Here is a 16,214-nt window from a genome sequence, read left to right on the forward strand (position 1 = left end):
CTTCACCATTTTATTTAACAAAAGAATCAACGACACGCTTCCAAAATGGAAATGGTCTAAAACGTGCAAAACGTACTTTTTCATGAGCTACTCGACATTGAATCGATTTAACATCTTGATGTACGATTGTTTTATGATCTAATGTAATTTGAAAATTTGCGTTTCTTACAGGTTTAAGTAAGCAAGTATGATGTTTAGGTAAAACAAGAGGTGAACCAATTGTACGAAAAACTCGATTATTAATTGAAGCCATCTCAGCAATTTGAATTGCTTCAATTGATGGATGAATAATAGCTCCCCCAAGTGCTTTATTATACGCTGTACTTCCTGAAGGTGTAGAAATACAAAGACCGTCACCTCTAAATGTCTCAAAATGCTGACCTTTTATTTCAACATCAATCACTAATGTACCTTCAAGACCTTTTATCGTACATTCATTTAAAGCTAATGTTTGCATTTCTTTTCTTCCATCCTTATAACGGATGATTACTTCCAATAAAGGATATTCAACTACTTGAAATGGAGTTTTAGCAATTGCAATAACAAGCTTTTCTACCTCACTTGGTACCCAATCAGCGTAAAACCCTAAATGCCCAGTATGAACCCCTACGAAAGATACTTTATCGAGAAGATGAGTGTAATTATGAAAAGCATGAAGTAAGGTACCGTCACCACCTACAGATATGACAATTTCAGGCTCTTCTTCATCAAATTTAAAATTAAAACTCTCTAAATAATCTCTCATTCGTTTCGTCAGTTCATTGGACTCTTGATCGCCCTTAGACATAATTACGAATTTCATTTTCTCGCCCTTTCCTTATTGGTCGTTTTTTTTCGAAAACTCTGCTTGCGCCTCTTGAATCTCTCCTCTAATAAGGGACATTTCTTCATCTAATAGAAACGCTGCTTCAGCTGCTCTTTGTAACCGTTCATGAATATTTTCAGGGTATTTCCCTTTATACTTATAATTTAAAGAATGCTCTATTGTTGCCCAAAAATTCATCGCAAGAGTTCTTATTTGAATTTCAACTAAAACTTTTCGTTCTCCTTCAATTGTTTGAACTGGATATTCAACAACAACATGATAAGAACGATACCCGCTATTCTTTTTATTTGTAATATAATCTCGCTCTTCGACAATTGTAAAATCTTTGCGTTTGCGAAGAAGCTCCACTACATTTTTAATATCCTCAACAAATTGGCACATCATTCTAAGACCGGCAATATCCTGTAATTCCGTTTCTAAATTCGCTAAAGGAATTCCTTTTCTTATCGTCTTATTAACAATGCTATGAATAGGCTTAACTCTCCCAGTTACAAACTCAATTGGGGAATGCTGATTAGTTTCTTCAAACTGTTTTCTAATCCCTTTTAACTTTACCTTCAATTCACTTACTGCTTGTTCATAAGGTGCTAAAAAACTTTCCCATTGACCATTCATCCAATCACCACCAACTTACTTCTCTTCTAAAAATGCACTTTGAACTTGCTTAACAAATTCTTCTCCATAGTTAAAATTACCTTCAACATTTTGGATCAAATAAGTTAACTCTTCATTCCAATTATTTAGCGAAAGATCCTTTTCGCCGACCTTTAAAAATACGTTTAAATTTTGATCATTTGCTTTTTTCAAGTCCGACCAATATTCATAAGGAACTGTAACATATACAAATTCTTCTTTTTCTTCTAATATATACAATAGTGAACCTTGGTCTGAGTCTGCAATCATTGTTCCTACTTCATGACACTGTTCTAAATCCATTTTTGTATCGTCGATTAACAGAAATAAACCATCTTCATTTATATTTATTCCATTTATTTCAAGCATTTTTCTCATCACTAAAACCTCAACCTTTTTAATGTATGTATTTTATTTAATTTTGACCATTTCTATTGTAACATATCAAATAGAAAATAGACGAAGACTAGCACATTCAATAACAAAAATTATACTTAAAAATAAGGAGTTAATTATGGCTAAAGAAATTGAAATTGAATTTAAGAACTTATTAACAAAAGAGGAATTTGAAAAGCTTAAATCGTATTTCCAAGTTAACGAGTCAAGTTTTCAATCACAAACTAATTATTATTTTGAGACACCTGATTTTACAATTAAAGAACATGGTGGAGCATTAAGAATCCGCAAAAAGTCACTAACTTCTTATACTTTAACTTTAAAAATAAAACAAGCTGTCGGACATTTAGAAATTAATCAAAAAATAAGTCAAACTGAAGCATCAACTATGCTAAAAACCTTCGTTCTTCCAGATGGAGAAGTAAAAGATTATATCAACGAAGTAAAATTAAACTTAAATGCCCTAGTATTAATAGGTGACTTAACAACAAACAGAGTAGAATTTCCATATGAAAATGGGCTCTTAGTTTTAGACCATAGTACATATTTAAATCACGAGGATTATGAGTTAGAATTCGAAGTTTCGGATGAAAACATCGGTAGACAACAGTTTATCAATCTGTTAGAAAAGCAACAAATCCCTCAGCGTGAAACTTTGAATAAAATTAGACGCTTTTTTAATGTTAAACAAGGAAATCAAACTAACTGACATATGAGCACCATTTTTAGTTTAAAAGGAATGTCTACGTATGCTCTGTGAACCTACTGAGTATACGTAAAGTTTGTTGAATAGCCCAACGAAAATAGTTATTTTTAAACGCCGAAGAAACCTAAAGGGTATATTTTTGTGTTTATTAGTATGAAGGCAATTTTATCAATCTTTTTATTGTTAAATAGAAGATTTCACCCAACTTTTTAAACGATAATCTACAATTAAAGCTGCTTTGCTAGTTTGCCATTTGAAAATAACTACTTTTGTCCAATTTTTTGTCATTATGCCTTAACCGGTATGGGTATTAATTTCTCTTATTTGCTATTACTAAGGATTTTATTGCGATATAGCTATTTTTATTTGCGTTTCTCTTTTTTTAATTGCAGATATGACGATTTTATTTGCGATTTTGGAATTTTATTTGCAGATCATTCTTTATTTACACAGAAAATCTCCTTTTTTGCAGATCAAACTCTCCGCTCTCGGTTTTATATATATATTTCACAATTGTATTTTGCAATCCACTCAGATTTCTGTGACACCCCCTTTTTATGAACTTATTCACATGAATTAAGGAAATATTAATAGATTAATGAAAAATAGTGCATCATATTTGAAATATTAACTATCCGTTGCTACAATACGATTAGAGAATAAACGTGTTATATCTTACAAATTAATTTTCAAGTCTGTTATAGTACGGACTTATGAATTGCATTAAGGGTGAAATATATGAATGACAAACAATATAAAAATGAATCAATCACGCTTCCCGAGCAGAATTGTACAAAAAAATCGATTGAATTGTATGTATTCATAGATCCACTTTGTAGAAATTGTTGGGATTTTAGTACAATTTTAAAAAAGTTCCACTTAGAATATGGTCAATATTTCTCATCTACTTATATTCCAGTTAATCGATATTACACAACTAAAAAACTATTAGAAAAACGCCCTTCTCAGCTTGCATTCGTATGGGAGAAGACGGCTAGCAGATCGGATATCCTTTGCGACGATCACTTATGGATTGATAATAAAGAACTTTACCCATACTACTCTGCAATTGCATTAAAAGCAGCTGAGCTTCAAGGTAGAGTTGCTGGCGTTAACTACTTAAAGAAGTTACAAGAATATTATTTCTTGAAGGATTTAGACATTACAGATCAAGATGTTCTTATCGAATGTGCTAAAGATATAAATATTGATGTAAAAGAGTTTATGGAAGATTTACACAGTACCCACTCTATTAAAGCTTTGCAATGTGATATTAAAGTTACGAAAGAAATGCATGTAACTGAAATTCCAAGCGTTGTATTTTTTAATGAAAATATTGAAGAAGAAGGTTTGAAAGTTTCTGGTTTTGAAAGCTATCAGACTTATGTAAAAATTTTAGAACTAATGACTAATACAAAATTAGAAAAACGAGAACTGCCTGATTTAGCTGAATTCATTAAATTCCAACCGTTTGTTACGATTAAAGAATTATGTATGATTTACGAACAATCTACTCAATGTATGGAGTTAGAATTAAAAAAATTAATCCTACGTAGAAAAGTTAAGAAAATTGTTCAAAAAGATCAAATTTATTATCAGTATGTTGTTTAAGAACAAAAAAAGACCTAGCTTTCGCTAGGTCTCTTTTTTGATGTAATATTTTACATCAAGGGGATGGGAGAAATTTTCACGTTCAACAAAGGGGTATTTGTGTTTGTGAAGTAATTCACACCCTTATAATACAATTTATTTTAGAGTTTGGCAACCATTTGAGAAATATTTCACATTTTAGACACAAAATAGTAGGTATAAAGATATAGAAAAAGTTAGGATAAAAAACAAACACATATAGCTATGATGCTACATGTGTTTGTTTGAATAAGTTATTCGTTAAATAAAAGTTCTTCCATTTCGTTTAACATTTCTTCAAATACTTTCAATGCTTCTACGATTGGTTGTGAAGAGGTCATATCAACGCCAGCTTTTTTCAATACTTCAATTGGATAATCAGAGCTTCCTGCTTTTAAGAAGCCTAAGTATCTTTCAACTGCTGGTTCGCCTTCTTCTAGAATTTGTTTTGAAAGTGCTGTTGCTGCACTGAAACCTGTTGCATATTGGTAAACATAGTAATTGTAATAGAAATGAGGAATTCTACTCCATTCTAAACCAATTAACTCGTCGATTACGATCTCGTCACCAAAATATTTTTTGTTAAGCTCGTAATATGTTTTCGTTAATAAATCTGGCGTTAATGCTTCACCATTTTGAGCTAATACGTGAATCTGATGTTCAAACTCCGCAAACATCGTTTGACGGAATACAGTTCCTCTAAAGGTCTCTAAATAGTGATTTAATAAATAAAGTCTTTGCTTAGGATCTTCAGTATTTTTTAGTAAATAATCATTTAAAATTGCTTCATTACAAGTAGAAGCAACTTCAGCTACGAAGATTGAGTAATCTCCATAAACATAAGGTTGATTTTTACGAGTATGATAACTATGCACTGAATGACCAAATTCATGTGCTAATGTAAATAAATTATTTACATTGTCCTGCCAGTTCATTAGGATATATGGATTAGTACCATACGCACCAGAAGAGTATGCTCCGCTACGTTTTCCTTTGTTTTCTACAACATCTACCCAACGGCTTTCATATGCCTCTTTTAGAATTTCAACATATTCATCACCTAATGGTTTTAATGCTTTTAATAATATTTCTTTTGCTTCTTCATATTTAACTTCCATTTTTACTTCCTCTACTAATGGAGTAAATAAGTCATACATATGAATTTCATCAAGCTTTAACGCTTTTTTACGAATCGCAATATAACGATGCAATAAATTTAAATTATCATTTACAGTAGAAACTAATTGATCATAAACAATTTCAGGAATTTCGTTATTACTTAATGCTGCATGACGCGCATTATCATATTTTCTAACTTTTGCCTTGAAATTATCTTTCTTTACAGCACCACTTAAAGTACTTGCAAAAGTGTTTTTATACGCATCATACGTATGATAAACTGCTTCAAAAGCATCTTTTCGAACGCGACGATCCGCACTTTCTAAATAGTGAATATAACGACCATGTGTGATTTCTACTTCTTCACCATTCTCGTCTTCAATGGTCGGAAATTTTAAATCCGCATTATTTAACATTCCAAACGTATTACTAGAAGAAGATAACACTTCAGAAGCTTGTGCCATAATTTCCTCTTCAGCTGCTGAAAGAACATGTGGTTTTTGTTTTAAAATTTCTTCTAAAGAGTGCTCGTACAATTTCAGTTCATTATTTTCTTCAATAAATTTTTTCAATGTATCTTCTGAAATTGTTAATAATTCAGGCACGAAGTATGACATTGCACTTCCAGCCTTAGTGTATAGATTTTTCGCACGATCATCTAATGCTTGATATGTAGAATTTGTTGTATCTTGATCGTAACGCATATGAGAGTATGTATACAATTTCCCTAATAAAAATGAAATTTCATCCTGTTTTTTCAATGCATTTAAAAGTGTTTGAGATGACTCACCTAATTTACCTTTAAACTCTGAAAACGATGGGATTAATTCAAGTACTTTTTTATACTCTGCTTCCCATTTTGCATCTGTTTCATAAATATCTTCCAACTTCCAAGTTAATTCTTCTTGAACTTCACTTCTAGTTGGTAATTTTTTAACAGCTTTTTGTTCTAGCATGTCTGATCCCCCTAAAATTATTATTAGTATTAATAACATTCCAGTGTCTGATATTAATGATCATTTGAATCAGTTCTTGCATTAAACAACAAATCAAATGCTGTATTAGTGCTCAGACAGTCTTCATCCAATGCTTGTTGGAATGATGATGGAATAATAGCATTAGCTATCTTCATTATTTTACCATTATTAATACGTTTTACGATTCTAATTTTTACTAAAAAGTCAATATACTTTTCTACACATTTCTCCAAATTAACAATTTCATTCTCTTGGAATTGATTAACTCTCCAATTACCATTCTGTACTTCCATTTTTACAGACTGATTTATATTATCTATAAAAATCATTTGTCCAATTTCTACTTCATGAAAAAATTTAAAATATATTTGCCCTTGCCAAGCGATACAATGTTCTTTAATTATGCAGTTACTTTCTAAAGGAACTCCAATTACCGCTGGAAAATAATTAATATTTGCATTGTATAAATACTGTTTAAAAACCTTTAAATTACCTTTAGTTTGCAAATGTTGATATAGTCTAAAATCCTTTTTCAAACGATTCCATTTAGATACAAATATCTTTTTATCTATTCTATTTGGAGATAAAAATTCCTTAAAACTGAAATTATTTATTGGAAATACTTCCTTTTGACCAATATATTGGACTGGAGAAAATGCTATTAACGAGGAAAGTACTGTAAATGATTGTAATGTAGGATTATAGAAGAGAAGTGAAAAAACGTTTATTCTAACAAGTGAATAAATAGAAATTGAATTAATGTAGAAAGATGACCATCTCTTTTGATTTATAAGTTTGTCATTTAGGATCCACAAAACTTTCATTCCACTATCTTTAAAAGAGTTTGTCCTCTTTATCATTGTTTCTAAAGGAATAACCGAACATTGATATTCAACACACATTTGAAGAGTCTTAAGTTTAATAATTAAATCAGGTCTTTGATTTAATTCAGGTATAAATTTTTCAACCTCAACTTTTACATTAAACTTTTTAAAAAATTGGTACAGAGCAAACTTCCCTTTATAATGGTCAATACTCTCTTTTTTCTCATTTTCACATTCGGTCAAATCTATATGCGCAAAATGAGTTACCCTCTTTACTCCAATTTTGAGCCTCACTTGCTTTTTACAAATGGGGCAAAAGTATGGTCCGTTTTGCTTTAATCTTAATAAATCCTCTGTTGTTTTGACTTCAAATAAATTAATAGTATGCCGTTTTGTATTTAATGCGACGATCATATACCACTACCTCCTTTCCAAATTACTTCACTATTCATATCGCATTATCCTTCAAAAAAATAAAAAACGATTTTTCAATTAAAAAACCTACCAAATTAAATTTTCTATTTGGTAGGTGACTATATGAAATATTATAAAAATGTTCTATCAATGTTCTATCAATAAGATAGCTCGTTACAAAAGTGGTGCCATTAATCTTGATAATGATTCAAATATCCTTTTGTATATAGGTCTCTTTTTAAAATCATTAAAAATAATTGCTTCAGAATCACGGATATCATTATTAAAATCATTAACTAAGTGATTAATACTTTCCTCTAAATATAAAAATGCAGTGACCTCGAAGTTTAAACGGAAGCTTCTCATATCCATATTTGCCGTTCCAACAGATGCGATTTCATCATCTACAATCAATATTTTACTGTGTAAGAATCCTTGTCTATATTCATAGATTTCGACCCCTGCTTCTAATAACTCTGGAAAGTATGAACGCGAAGCATAAAATACGATTTTCTTATCGGGACGATCAGGCATTAGAATTTTTACTTTGACCCCACCATTTGCTGCAACTTTAAGAGCAGTTAATATATCTTCATCAGGAACAAAATATGGTGAAGCAATGTATATACTTTTCCTTGCACTTGTAATCATTGCAAAAAACAACTCTTTTATCACTTCATGCTTTCGGTCTGGTCCACCAGATACAAGTTGTATTGCTCCTTTGGAAGAATAACTACTAGCATTAATGTCAAAATATTCTTTGTCATCAATTAACTCATTCGTCATATAATACCAATCTTGCAAGAATATGAATTGTAGTGTTCGTACACCTTCTCCATTAAGATATAGATGGGTATCACGCCACTTTCCGAAATAATGGTCTTTCCCTAAATACTCATCTCCAATATTTAAGCCGCCAACAAATCCTACATTCGAATCTATGACAATAATTTTCCGATGGTTTCGGTAATTTATCGTATCGTTTAAAACTGGAATTTTAACTGGAGAAAATGGTAGTATTTCTACACCAGCTTTTCGTAAGTCTTTTACAAAATTTCTTGATAATTTCCAACTACCTACAGCGTCATAGAGAAATCGAACCTTTACTCCATTTTGTGCCTTTTCAATTAGAATATCTTTTAGCTGATTACCAATCTCATCATTTCTTACGATATAGAATTCGATATGAATATGGTGCTTCGCTTTTTTTAGTTCCTCAATTATTTTTGGAAATGTTTCACTTCCGTTTGTAAGAACTTTTGTAAAGGTATTCATTGTGACTGGTGTATTACTCTGTTTAGCTGCGATATTTATTAGATACTCTAATCTTTGATTTTGCGCTATAAAATCTTTCACTTCTACATCTTCTGATCCACTAATTAAACCATTTGCATTTTGATCATTAATTGCTTTTTTTCGATAGACCATTTTCTTTTTGTAATTTTGTCCAAAAATTAAATAAAAAACAAAACCGAATAACGGGAAAATGGCCAAAAGAATGATCCATGTTAAAGTTCTAGCAGGATTTCTATTTTCTAGGAAAATAATAATCGAAACACCTATAGCCGTTATCGAGAACATTACACTTATTAATCTAAAAATAGTAGATTTTTCAAAAAATGCAAAATTCATTAACCAAATGAATTTAATAGTTGGAGAAGCAAAATATAAAATGCATACAACAATTGATAGAAATATTAAAATCTTTAATCGAAATTGCATCAATATTCTCCTTTATAAAGAAAAGAAACCGATCCCTAAGGCATCGGCTATTACAATAATGGAAAAATTGATTTAAAATGAGGTAAAGCTGTTTTTTCATAAATCAATTTTCCGTATTCCTCTAAAACATGTATAGTTACTTTTGAACGATGACCATATTCAAGTAACATAGATGATAAGTAATCAACTTGAACTTCATCAAGCAATTCTTCTTCAAATTTAACATAAAGATAGTAATAATCTTGGAATGAATAAAGTGTAGTTTCAAATGATTCTTGATTCACAGCATGTGATAATGAAATAATGTCTTCAAAATTTTTAAAGGATAGAATAAGCTCAGTTTCTTCTTCATCCATCGATTCAAAAATATCGTCATCATCATCTTCAACTGCATCATCTTCATCATCTACAGAGATAAATGGAATTTCTAAATTCTTTTCTCCTTCACCTAAATTCACTTCTACTTTTTTGCCGTCTTTAGAAATCACAGCCTTTGTTACAACAACTTCTAAACCCTTGTCTAGTGCCTGTACCTGAATCCATAGGGGGCCACCAGCAATGAATTCCTCAGTCAAATGCGCTTCATCAATTAATTCCCAGAAAAGCTCTTCACTTCTTTCTCGATCTAACCATACTTCATCTTTAGAGAAACCTCTCTCCTCGATGTCTAAGTAGGATATGGAGAACTTAAACGTATTTTCATTAATTCTTTCTATTTCCATTTGTTTTCCCCCTCCTTTAATGAACAACAAGTAATTGCGTTAGACGAAATAGAATAAATAAAGTAAAAGAAATTTATGTTAAATATAAAATTCTGAAATAGTAAATTAGAAAAATACTCTTAAAAATTTAGCTATAATAAGTAAATTTTTATCTATCTTACCATGAAAATTTATTAAATGCGAATAGTAACTACAATTATATTTTATGATACAATTTAAAATTTTGGAAATAAAATTCACCTATTTTTTAAAAATCATCATATACCTATTAATATTAGGACAATCATTTAAAGCTTTTAATAAGAGAGGTGAATTCATGATAGATCTTCATTATATATGGTCCTTTTTAATGATTGTAATTATAGACATTGTTTTAGGTGGAGATAATGCTATTGTCATTGCATTAGCATGTAGAAAATTACCATATAAGCAACGTAACATAGCGATCATTTTCGGTAGTATTACCGCAATTGTTTTACGGATTATCCTAACAATAGGTGCAATTTTCGTCCTTAAAGTCCCATTCTTGCATTTAATTGGCGGAATATTACTTTTGTACATAGCTTGCAAATTAATTATTCAGGAGGATGACAACCCTTCTATAAAGGAGAACTACACAGTTTTCCATGCAATTCGTACAATTGTGTTTGCTGATTTAGTTATGGGGATTGATAACGTATTAGCAATAGCTGGGGCATCAAACGGAAAGCCATCATTAGTCATTTTAGGCCTTTCCATCTCAATTCCAATTATTATTTGGGGAAGTAAAATCGTTTTATGGTTTTTAGAAAGATATCCAATATTGAGTTTTGTAGGGGCTTCTGTACTTTCAATAACAGCTAGTAAAATGTTAATAGACGAGCCATTTATCAGTCAATATATAAACGGGCGGAACGATATGGAATTAATTGTCGGTTCATCTTGTATAATTTTCACCATTGTTATAGGTTACTATTTTAATAATATTCGATACCGTAAGCGAACATCCTAATTGTTAAAAAAAAGCTGTAAAAAGTATGCATTTAACTTTTTACAGCTTTTTATATAATATGAATAAGTATTTGTTCAATATGATTGAGAATCTTAATCAAGAATTGTAATTTTTTTCACAATTCAAAACGTAGATTTACTCATTTACTAAACGTTGCGCTTCACGTAATTGATATGTGCGAACAGAACGTGGTAAAAATCTTCTAATTTCATCTTCATTATAACCAACTTGTAAACGTTTCTCATCAATAATAATCGGTCTTCTAAGTAAACCAGGATATTTCTGAATGATTTCATATAAGTCTTGTAAAGGAAGACTTTCTAAGTCTACATTTAATTCTTGGAAAATTTTTGATCTTGTTGATATAATTTCATCAGTACCACTTTCAGTCATACGTAAAATTTGTTTAATCTCATTAATTGATAATGGTTCTGAAAAAATATTTCTTTCTTTATAAGGAATATTATTATCTTCTAGCCACATTTTTGCTTTTCGACAAGACGTACAACTTGGTGAATTATACAAAATTACCATTTTGCTCTCCCCCTAACTACTCTTTTAAATAAAAGTAATATAGTTATGTGTATTAATTTATAAGAATTGGTTAATTATAATTAGTTTAATCTACCACCATATGTTCACATTATACAGTATTGCGCAAAATAAATATATACAAATTTGTAATAAAATTTAAAAAAACCTATACAAAAGGTGTACAATTTTCAGTAAATTTACAAGTAAAATATTGGCTAATTTTTTTATACATTTTTCGTATGTGAATGCTGCTTTTCACGCCTTAAACCTCACTATCCGTAAATAAAACCTGCTTCCAAGTTTCAACCGATTTTGCAGTCACTTACCAACGAACAGCATTTCCCAAAGTAGTCAAGTACCCCTTTCGTTTCACACAACTTTAGTCTTATAAATTACAATACTAAAAGCCAGATTGCTCTATAAAAGACCCAAAAATAATTATTCGGAAAAAGCTTATTTATTCTTTCTATTTCACCAAATTTTTAATACAATAATAGTAACGCTTACATTCCTAGGAGGCTAATCTTATGGCAGCTTACATAACTGATCTATTGATTGTTGCAGTATTAGTAATTGGAATTACTGCACTTAATGGTGTGTTTACAAACGCGATTGGCGAAAAAATATTTGGTAGAAGTAAAAAAAGTCAATTTGTTGATATGTCTGACAGAATGTCTGCAAACTTCAAACAAGTTGGTGGCCAAGGTAAGTTCCGTAAAAAAACTTATTAAAAACAGTCAGAAATTTCGATTAAAAAAAGGGCAAAGGCCCTTTCTTTTTTTTGCCTTGATAAGGTTTAGTGTATAACTAATGTAGAATTGATTAAGGTCCCTAGTTCGCCTTTGGTACAGTACTTTGAAATATTAAATTCAGGGGCTTTGAATTCAAAATTTGGTTATCATTGTCACTCTAGATTAATTTTCTTCTAAGCTTGTCCTACCATTATTATACCTAGCCTTATCTACACTTTTCATTATAAAACCTCCACCTTAATTTTCCCTTAACTTGTATGAATGTTTAATGGGTAAGATATTTTCGGCTTCTGTTTTTTCACATCCCCTTGAACTTTTTTGAGAAACGTTTTTTCTTATTTTTGTATTTCTACTTCCTCATGAACCTCTCATGAGTAACCATTTTGCTTTTTTTCGCTGTTTTACTTCCTCATGGATCCCTCATGAGGAATCATTTTGCTTTTTTTCGCTGTTTTACTTCCTCATGAACCTCTTATGAGTAACCATTTTGCTTTTTTTTCCTCTTTTACTTCCTCATGAACCCCTCTTAAGTAACCATTTTGCTTTTTTTCCTGTTTTACTTACTCATGAACCCCTCATGAGTAACCATTTTGCTTTTTTTTCTGTTTTACTTCCTCATGAACGTCTCATGAGTAACCATTTTGCTTTTTTTCTTGTTTTACTTCCTCATGAACCTCTCATGAAGGACCATTTTGCTTTTTTTTCCTGTTTTACTTACTCATGAACCCCTCATGAGTAACCATTTGCTTATTTTTCCTGTTTTACTTACTCATGAACTTCTCAAGAGGAACCAATTTACTTCTTTTTGCTCTTTTACTTACTCATGGACTTCTTATGAAAAACCTATTTCCATCTTTTTGATTTTCTAATTACCCAGGAACCCATCATCTTTTGTTTTTCTACCTAATCCAATAAAAAAATCCTAGCGATAAACTCACTAGGATTGATTTATTATTTATACATTTGTTGATAATTTTTAAATTCTGCTTCAGAGCAAAGTACGAAATGTCCAGGACGAACTTCACGTAATTTTGGTTCCTCGTTTGAATAATCGTGTTGTTTTGGATCATAAACGATACGTTTACGATTGCGCTCATAAACAGGATCTGGAAGCGGAATTGCTGATAATAATGATTTTGTGTAAGGATGCATCGGGTAATCATATAATTCATTACTATCTGCAAGTTCAACAATTTTACCATGGTACATTACACCGATACGGTCACTAATGTACTTAACCATTGATAAATCATGGGCGATAAATAGATATGTTAAACCTTTTTCCTTTTGAAGCTTTCTCATTAAGTTTACAACCTGAGCTTGAATTGACACGTCTAGAGCAGAGATTGGCTCATCGGCGATAATAAATTCTGGTTGTACAGCAAGTGCTCTTGCAATACCGATACGTTGACGTTGTCCACCTGAGAATTCATGTGGGAAACGGTTAGCGTGTTCTTTATTTAAACCTACTGTTTCAAGTAAGTCATAAACCATTTTCATGCGCTCTTCTTTGTTACGAGCTAATCCATGAATATCAATACCTTCTGCAATGATGTCTGCAACTTTCATACGCGGGTTTAATGAAGCGTATGGATCTTGGAAAATCATTTGCATACGACGGTTAAACTGCTTTAGCTCTTTACGACTTTTCTTACCATGTACATCTTCACCATCAAAAATTACTTGTCCATCAGTCGCATCATATAATCGAATGATTGAACGTCCAGTTGTAGATTTACCAGAACCTGATTCACCTACTAAACCGAAAGTTTCTCCACGGAAAATGTCAAATGTAACATCATCGATTGCTTTAACTGTTGTTTTACCTGTATTAAAGTATTGTTTTAGATTTTTAACTTCAACTAATTTTTCTGCATTATTTGACATTTACTTCACCTTCCTTCATTCGTTGAATACGCTTCTTAACGGCTTCAGGTGGTTCAACTTTTGGAGCATCCTCATGTAATAGCCATGTTGCAGCGTAGTGTGTATCAGACACTTTAAACATAGGAGGTTCCATTTCATAGTCAATTTTTAAAGCATTTGGATTACGTGGTGCAAACGCATCACCTTTTGGAGGATTTAATAGATCTGGTGGTGTACCAGGAATTGCTACTAATTCTGCTCCTTGTTCATTATCTAAGTCTGGCATTGAAGCTAAAAGTCCCCAAGTGTAAGGATGTTTTGGATTGTAGAAAATATCGTCTACAGTTCCCATTTCAACTACTCTACCTGCATACATAACTGCAACTTTATCCGCAACATTCGCAACTACACCTAAATCATGTGTAATAAAGATAATTGCTGAATCAGTTTTTCTTTGAATTTCTTTCATTAACTCAAGAATCTGAGCTTGAATTGTAACGTCAAGAGCTGTTGTTGGCTCATCGGCGATTAATAATTTTGGATTACATGCTAACGCCATTGCAATAACAACACGTTGTCTCATACCGCCAGAGAATTGGTGTGGATATTGTTTAAAACGATCTTCAGCATTTGGAATTCCTACAAGATTGATTAATTCTAAAGCAATTTTCTTTGCCTCAGTTTTACTCATTTTTTGATGCTTTATTAGACCTTCTGTTATTTGATATCCAATTGTTAATACTGGATTTAAAGAAGTCATAGGATCTTGGAAAATCATTGAGATTTCTTTTCCACGAATATTTTGCATTTCTTTATCGCTTAATTTAGCTAAATCTTTTCCATCGAATAAGATTTCACCGCTCTTAATTTTACCTGGAGGGTTTGGTATTAACCCCATTAATGCTTTAGATGTAACTGATTTACCTGAACCAGATTCACCTACAATTGCTAATGTCTCACCTTTTTTAAGATCAAATGAAACTCCGCGTACTGCTTGAACTTCACCAGCATGAGTATAAAAGGAGACACACAGATCTTTTACTTCTAATAATTTACTCATAGTTCATTCTCCCTTCAAAATTACTTACTCATTTTTGGATCTAAAGCGTCGCGTAATCCGTCAGCAATTAAGTTGAAACTTAAAATTAATAAGCTGATTACAACCGCTGGAATAATCATCATATGAGGGAAAGTTTGTAATGATTTGAAGCCATCACTTACTAACGAACCTAATGATGCTTTTGGTGGTGCAATACCTAATCCGATGAAGCTTAAGAACGCTTCAGCGAAGATTGCACTTGGAATCGTGAACATCATCATTACGATGATCGGACCCATAATATTTGGTATTAAGTGTTTTCCAATTAATTGAGTATTTGTTGCACCTAAAGTTCTTGATGCTAATACGAATTCTTGATTTTTTAATTTTAGCATTTGACCACGTACGATACGGGACATACCTACCCAACCTGTGATTACCATCGCTAAAGCAATTGAGAGAATACCTGGATTTTTAAATACTAATATGAATAGGATTACTACGATTAGATAAGGAACACCCATTAAGACTTCGGCAATACGCTGCATGATTGTATCTGTTCGACCGCCAAAGAATCCTGAAATACCTCCAAAAGTAACACCAATTACCATATCAATTACTGCTGCTAATAAACCGATTAAGATTGATACTCGAGCACCAGCCCAAGTTCTTGTGAAAAGGTCACGACCTAAATCATCTGTACCAAACCAATAGTTTTCTTTTATATTTTTGTTTTTATATACATCGTTTCCATATTGATCATATCCGTCAAATGGTAAGAATTTTACATTTTCTAATACACCAATTTTTGGTGGTAATTTTGATCTTTTTAAGTCTTGGTCTTTATATGAGTGTCCACTCATCATTGGACCAAATAATGTAAAGAATAATAAGATACCTAGGATAATAAACCCTAACATTGCACCTTTATTTTTTCTAAAACGTCTTCTTGCATCTTTCCAAAAAGAATCCGAAGGTCTTGTAATTTTGTCTGCATTATTCAAATCTACGTTTGCAGGTTGGAATAAATCAGATGAAATTTTTTGAGCTGTGTTGTTGTTCAT

General features: G+C 31.4%; 15 protein-coding genes. 4 read left to right on the plus strand and 11 right to left on the minus strand.

Going from position 1 to position 16,214, the window contains the following annotated elements; translation table 11 throughout:
* Window positions 1-10: 10 nt before the first annotated feature.
* From BM319_RS18215 to BM319_RS18225, 3 genes are read right to left on the minus strand one after another with little or no spacing between them, the layout of a single operon-like run.
* Window positions 11-802 carry an NAD kinase gene (locus BM319_RS18215; protein ID WP_069032994.1) on the minus strand — a complete coding sequence of 264 codons (792 nt, stop codon included), beginning with the start codon at window positions 800-802 and terminating at the stop codon, window positions 11-13.
* A 15-nt stretch (window positions 803-817) separates the two neighbouring features.
* Window positions 818-1,441: a GTP diphosphokinase gene (gene yjbM, locus BM319_RS18220; protein ID WP_069032993.1), complete on the minus strand. Its 624-nt coding sequence runs from the start codon at window positions 1,439-1,441 to the stop codon at window positions 818-820.
* A 15-nt stretch (window positions 1,442-1,456) separates the two neighbouring features.
* Window positions 1,457-1,837, minus strand: a complete 381-nt coding sequence (locus BM319_RS18225) for a UPF0738 family protein (protein ID WP_069032992.1) — start codon at window positions 1,835-1,837, stop codon at window positions 1,457-1,459.
* 136 nt (window positions 1,838-1,973) lie between these two features.
* Between BM319_RS18225 and BM319_RS18230 the strand changes: the two genes are divergently transcribed.
* Both BM319_RS18230 and BM319_RS18235 read left to right on the plus strand, forming a co-directional pair.
* Window positions 1,974-2,564 carry a CYTH domain-containing protein gene (locus BM319_RS18230; protein WP_091024017.1) on the plus strand — a complete coding sequence of 197 codons (591 nt, stop codon included), beginning with the start codon at window positions 1,974-1,976 and terminating at the stop codon, window positions 2,562-2,564.
* Between the two features lie 735 nt (window positions 2,565-3,299).
* Window positions 3,300-4,172 (plus strand): DsbA family protein, encoded by an 873-nt coding sequence (locus tag BM319_RS18235; protein ID WP_069032990.1) that lies wholly within the window; start codon window positions 3,300-3,302, stop codon window positions 4,170-4,172.
* 272 nt (window positions 4,173-4,444) lie between these two features.
* On the opposite strand, the gene pepF is transcribed toward BM319_RS18235, so the two are convergent.
* The 4 genes from pepF to mecA all read right to left on the minus strand — a co-directional run bounded on the left by pepF (window position 4,445) and on the right by mecA (window position 9,968).
* Window positions 4,445-6,265, minus strand: coding sequence for an oligoendopeptidase F (gene pepF / locus BM319_RS18240; RefSeq protein WP_091024019.1), 1,821 nt, complete (start codon window positions 6,263-6,265; stop codon window positions 4,445-4,447).
* Window positions 6,266-6,318: 53 nt separating this feature from the next.
* Window positions 6,319-7,524, minus strand: a complete 1,206-nt coding sequence (locus BM319_RS18245) for a competence protein CoiA (protein WP_091024020.1) — start codon at window positions 7,522-7,524, stop codon at window positions 6,319-6,321.
* A 174-nt stretch (window positions 7,525-7,698) separates the two neighbouring features.
* The gene (cls, locus tag BM319_RS18250) at window positions 7,699-9,246 is read right to left on the minus strand and encodes a cardiolipin synthase (protein ID WP_069032987.1); all 1,548 of its coding nucleotides are present in this window, start codon (window positions 9,244-9,246) and stop codon (window positions 7,699-7,701) included.
* A 50-nt stretch (window positions 9,247-9,296) separates the two neighbouring features.
* Complete coding sequence (gene mecA / locus BM319_RS18255) at window positions 9,297-9,968, minus strand: adaptor protein MecA (protein ID WP_091024022.1); 672 nt, start codon at window positions 9,966-9,968, stop codon at window positions 9,297-9,299.
* Window positions 9,969-10,287: 319 nt separating this feature from the next.
* Here mecA and BM319_RS18260 point away from each other — a divergent pair, with 319 nt between their 5' ends.
* Window positions 10,288-10,959: a TerC family protein gene (locus tag BM319_RS18260; protein WP_069033046.1), complete on the plus strand. Its 672-nt coding sequence runs from the start codon at window positions 10,288-10,290 to the stop codon at window positions 10,957-10,959.
* Window positions 10,960-11,094: 135 nt separating this feature from the next.
* Here the strand turns inward: BM319_RS18260 and spxA are convergent, their stop codons facing one another.
* Window positions 11,095-11,493, minus strand: coding sequence for a transcriptional regulator SpxA (gene spxA, locus BM319_RS18265; protein WP_056473638.1), 399 nt, complete (start codon window positions 11,491-11,493; stop codon window positions 11,095-11,097).
* Between the two features lie 527 nt (window positions 11,494-12,020).
* Here spxA and BM319_RS18270 point away from each other — a divergent pair.
* Entirely contained in the window at window positions 12,021-12,224 is a 204-nt protein-coding gene (locus BM319_RS18270; protein WP_069032985.1) for a hypothetical protein, read from the plus strand.
* Window positions 12,225-13,196: 972 nt separating this feature from the next.
* Here the strand turns inward: BM319_RS18270 and BM319_RS18275 are convergent.
* Genes BM319_RS18275 through opp3C form a run of 3 tightly spaced genes read right to left on the minus strand, consistent with a single transcriptional unit; the run spans window position 13,197 to window position 16,214 of the window.
* Window positions 13,197-14,132, minus strand: a complete 936-nt coding sequence (locus BM319_RS18275; protein WP_069032984.1) for an ABC transporter ATP-binding protein — start codon at window positions 14,130-14,132, stop codon at window positions 13,197-13,199.
* The gene (locus BM319_RS18280; protein ID WP_069032983.1) at window positions 14,122-15,171 is read right to left on the minus strand and encodes an ABC transporter ATP-binding protein; all 1,050 of its coding nucleotides are present in this window, start codon (window positions 15,169-15,171) and stop codon (window positions 14,122-14,124) included. The genes BM319_RS18275 and BM319_RS18280 overlap by 11 nt, the downstream gene beginning before the upstream one ends.
* A gap of 20 nt (window positions 15,172-15,191) precedes the next feature.
* A complete protein-coding gene (gene opp3C, locus BM319_RS18285; protein ID WP_069032982.1) occupies window positions 15,192-16,214 on the minus strand; it encodes an oligopeptide ABC transporter permease in 1,023 nt (340 codons plus the stop codon).

Origin of the sequence: Bacillus sp. UNCCL81, assembly GCF_900112535.1 — a bacterium.
Taxonomy (GTDB): domain Bacteria; phylum Bacillota; class Bacilli; order Bacillales; family Bacillaceae_G; genus Gottfriedia; species Gottfriedia luciferensis_B.

What these genes read in the sequence shown, in the direction of transcription:
- BM319_RS18215 (WP_069032994.1), bottom strand. Translation starts at nt 802, where the DNA reads ATGAAATTCGTAATTATGTCTAAGGGCGATCAAGAGTCCAATGAACTG.
- yjbM (WP_069032993.1), bottom strand. Translation starts at nt 1,441, where the DNA reads ATGAATGGTCAATGGGAAAGTTTTTTAGCACCTTATGAACAAGCAGTA.
- BM319_RS18225 (WP_069032992.1), bottom strand. Translation starts at nt 1,837, where the DNA reads ATGAGAAAAATGCTTGAAATAAATGGAATAAATATAAATGAAGATGGT.
- BM319_RS18230 (WP_091024017.1), top strand. Translation starts at nt 1,974, where the DNA reads ATGGCTAAAGAAATTGAAATTGAATTTAAGAACTTATTAACAAAAGAG.
- BM319_RS18235 (WP_069032990.1), top strand. Translation starts at nt 3,300, where the DNA reads ATGAATGACAAACAATATAAAAATGAATCAATCACGCTTCCCGAGCAG.
- pepF (WP_091024019.1), bottom strand. Translation starts at nt 6,265, where the DNA reads ATGCTAGAACAAAAAGCTGTTAAAAAATTACCAACTAGAAGTGAAGTT.
- BM319_RS18245 (WP_091024020.1), bottom strand. Translation starts at nt 7,524, where the DNA reads ATGATCGTCGCATTAAATACAAAACGGCATACTATTAATTTATTTGAA.
- cls (WP_069032987.1), bottom strand. Translation starts at nt 9,246, where the DNA reads ATGCAATTTCGATTAAAGATTTTAATATTTCTATCAATTGTTGTATGC.
- mecA (WP_091024022.1), bottom strand. Translation starts at nt 9,968, where the DNA reads ATGGAAATAGAAAGAATTAATGAAAATACGTTTAAGTTCTCCATATCC.
- spxA (WP_056473638.1), bottom strand. Translation starts at nt 11,493, where the DNA reads ATGGTAATTTTGTATAATTCACCAAGTTGTACGTCTTGTCGAAAAGCA.
- BM319_RS18270 (WP_069032985.1), top strand. Translation starts at nt 12,021, where the DNA reads ATGGCAGCTTACATAACTGATCTATTGATTGTTGCAGTATTAGTAATT.
- BM319_RS18275 (WP_069032984.1), bottom strand. Translation starts at nt 14,132, where the DNA reads ATGTCAAATAATGCAGAAAAATTAGTTGAAGTTAAAAATCTAAAACAA.
- BM319_RS18280 (WP_069032983.1), bottom strand. Translation starts at nt 15,171, where the DNA reads ATGAGTAAATTATTAGAAGTAAAAGATCTGTGTGTCTCCTTTTATACT.
- opp3C (WP_069032982.1), bottom strand. Translation starts at nt 16,214, where the DNA reads ATGAACAACAACACAGCTCAAAAAATTTCATCTGATTTATTCCAACCT.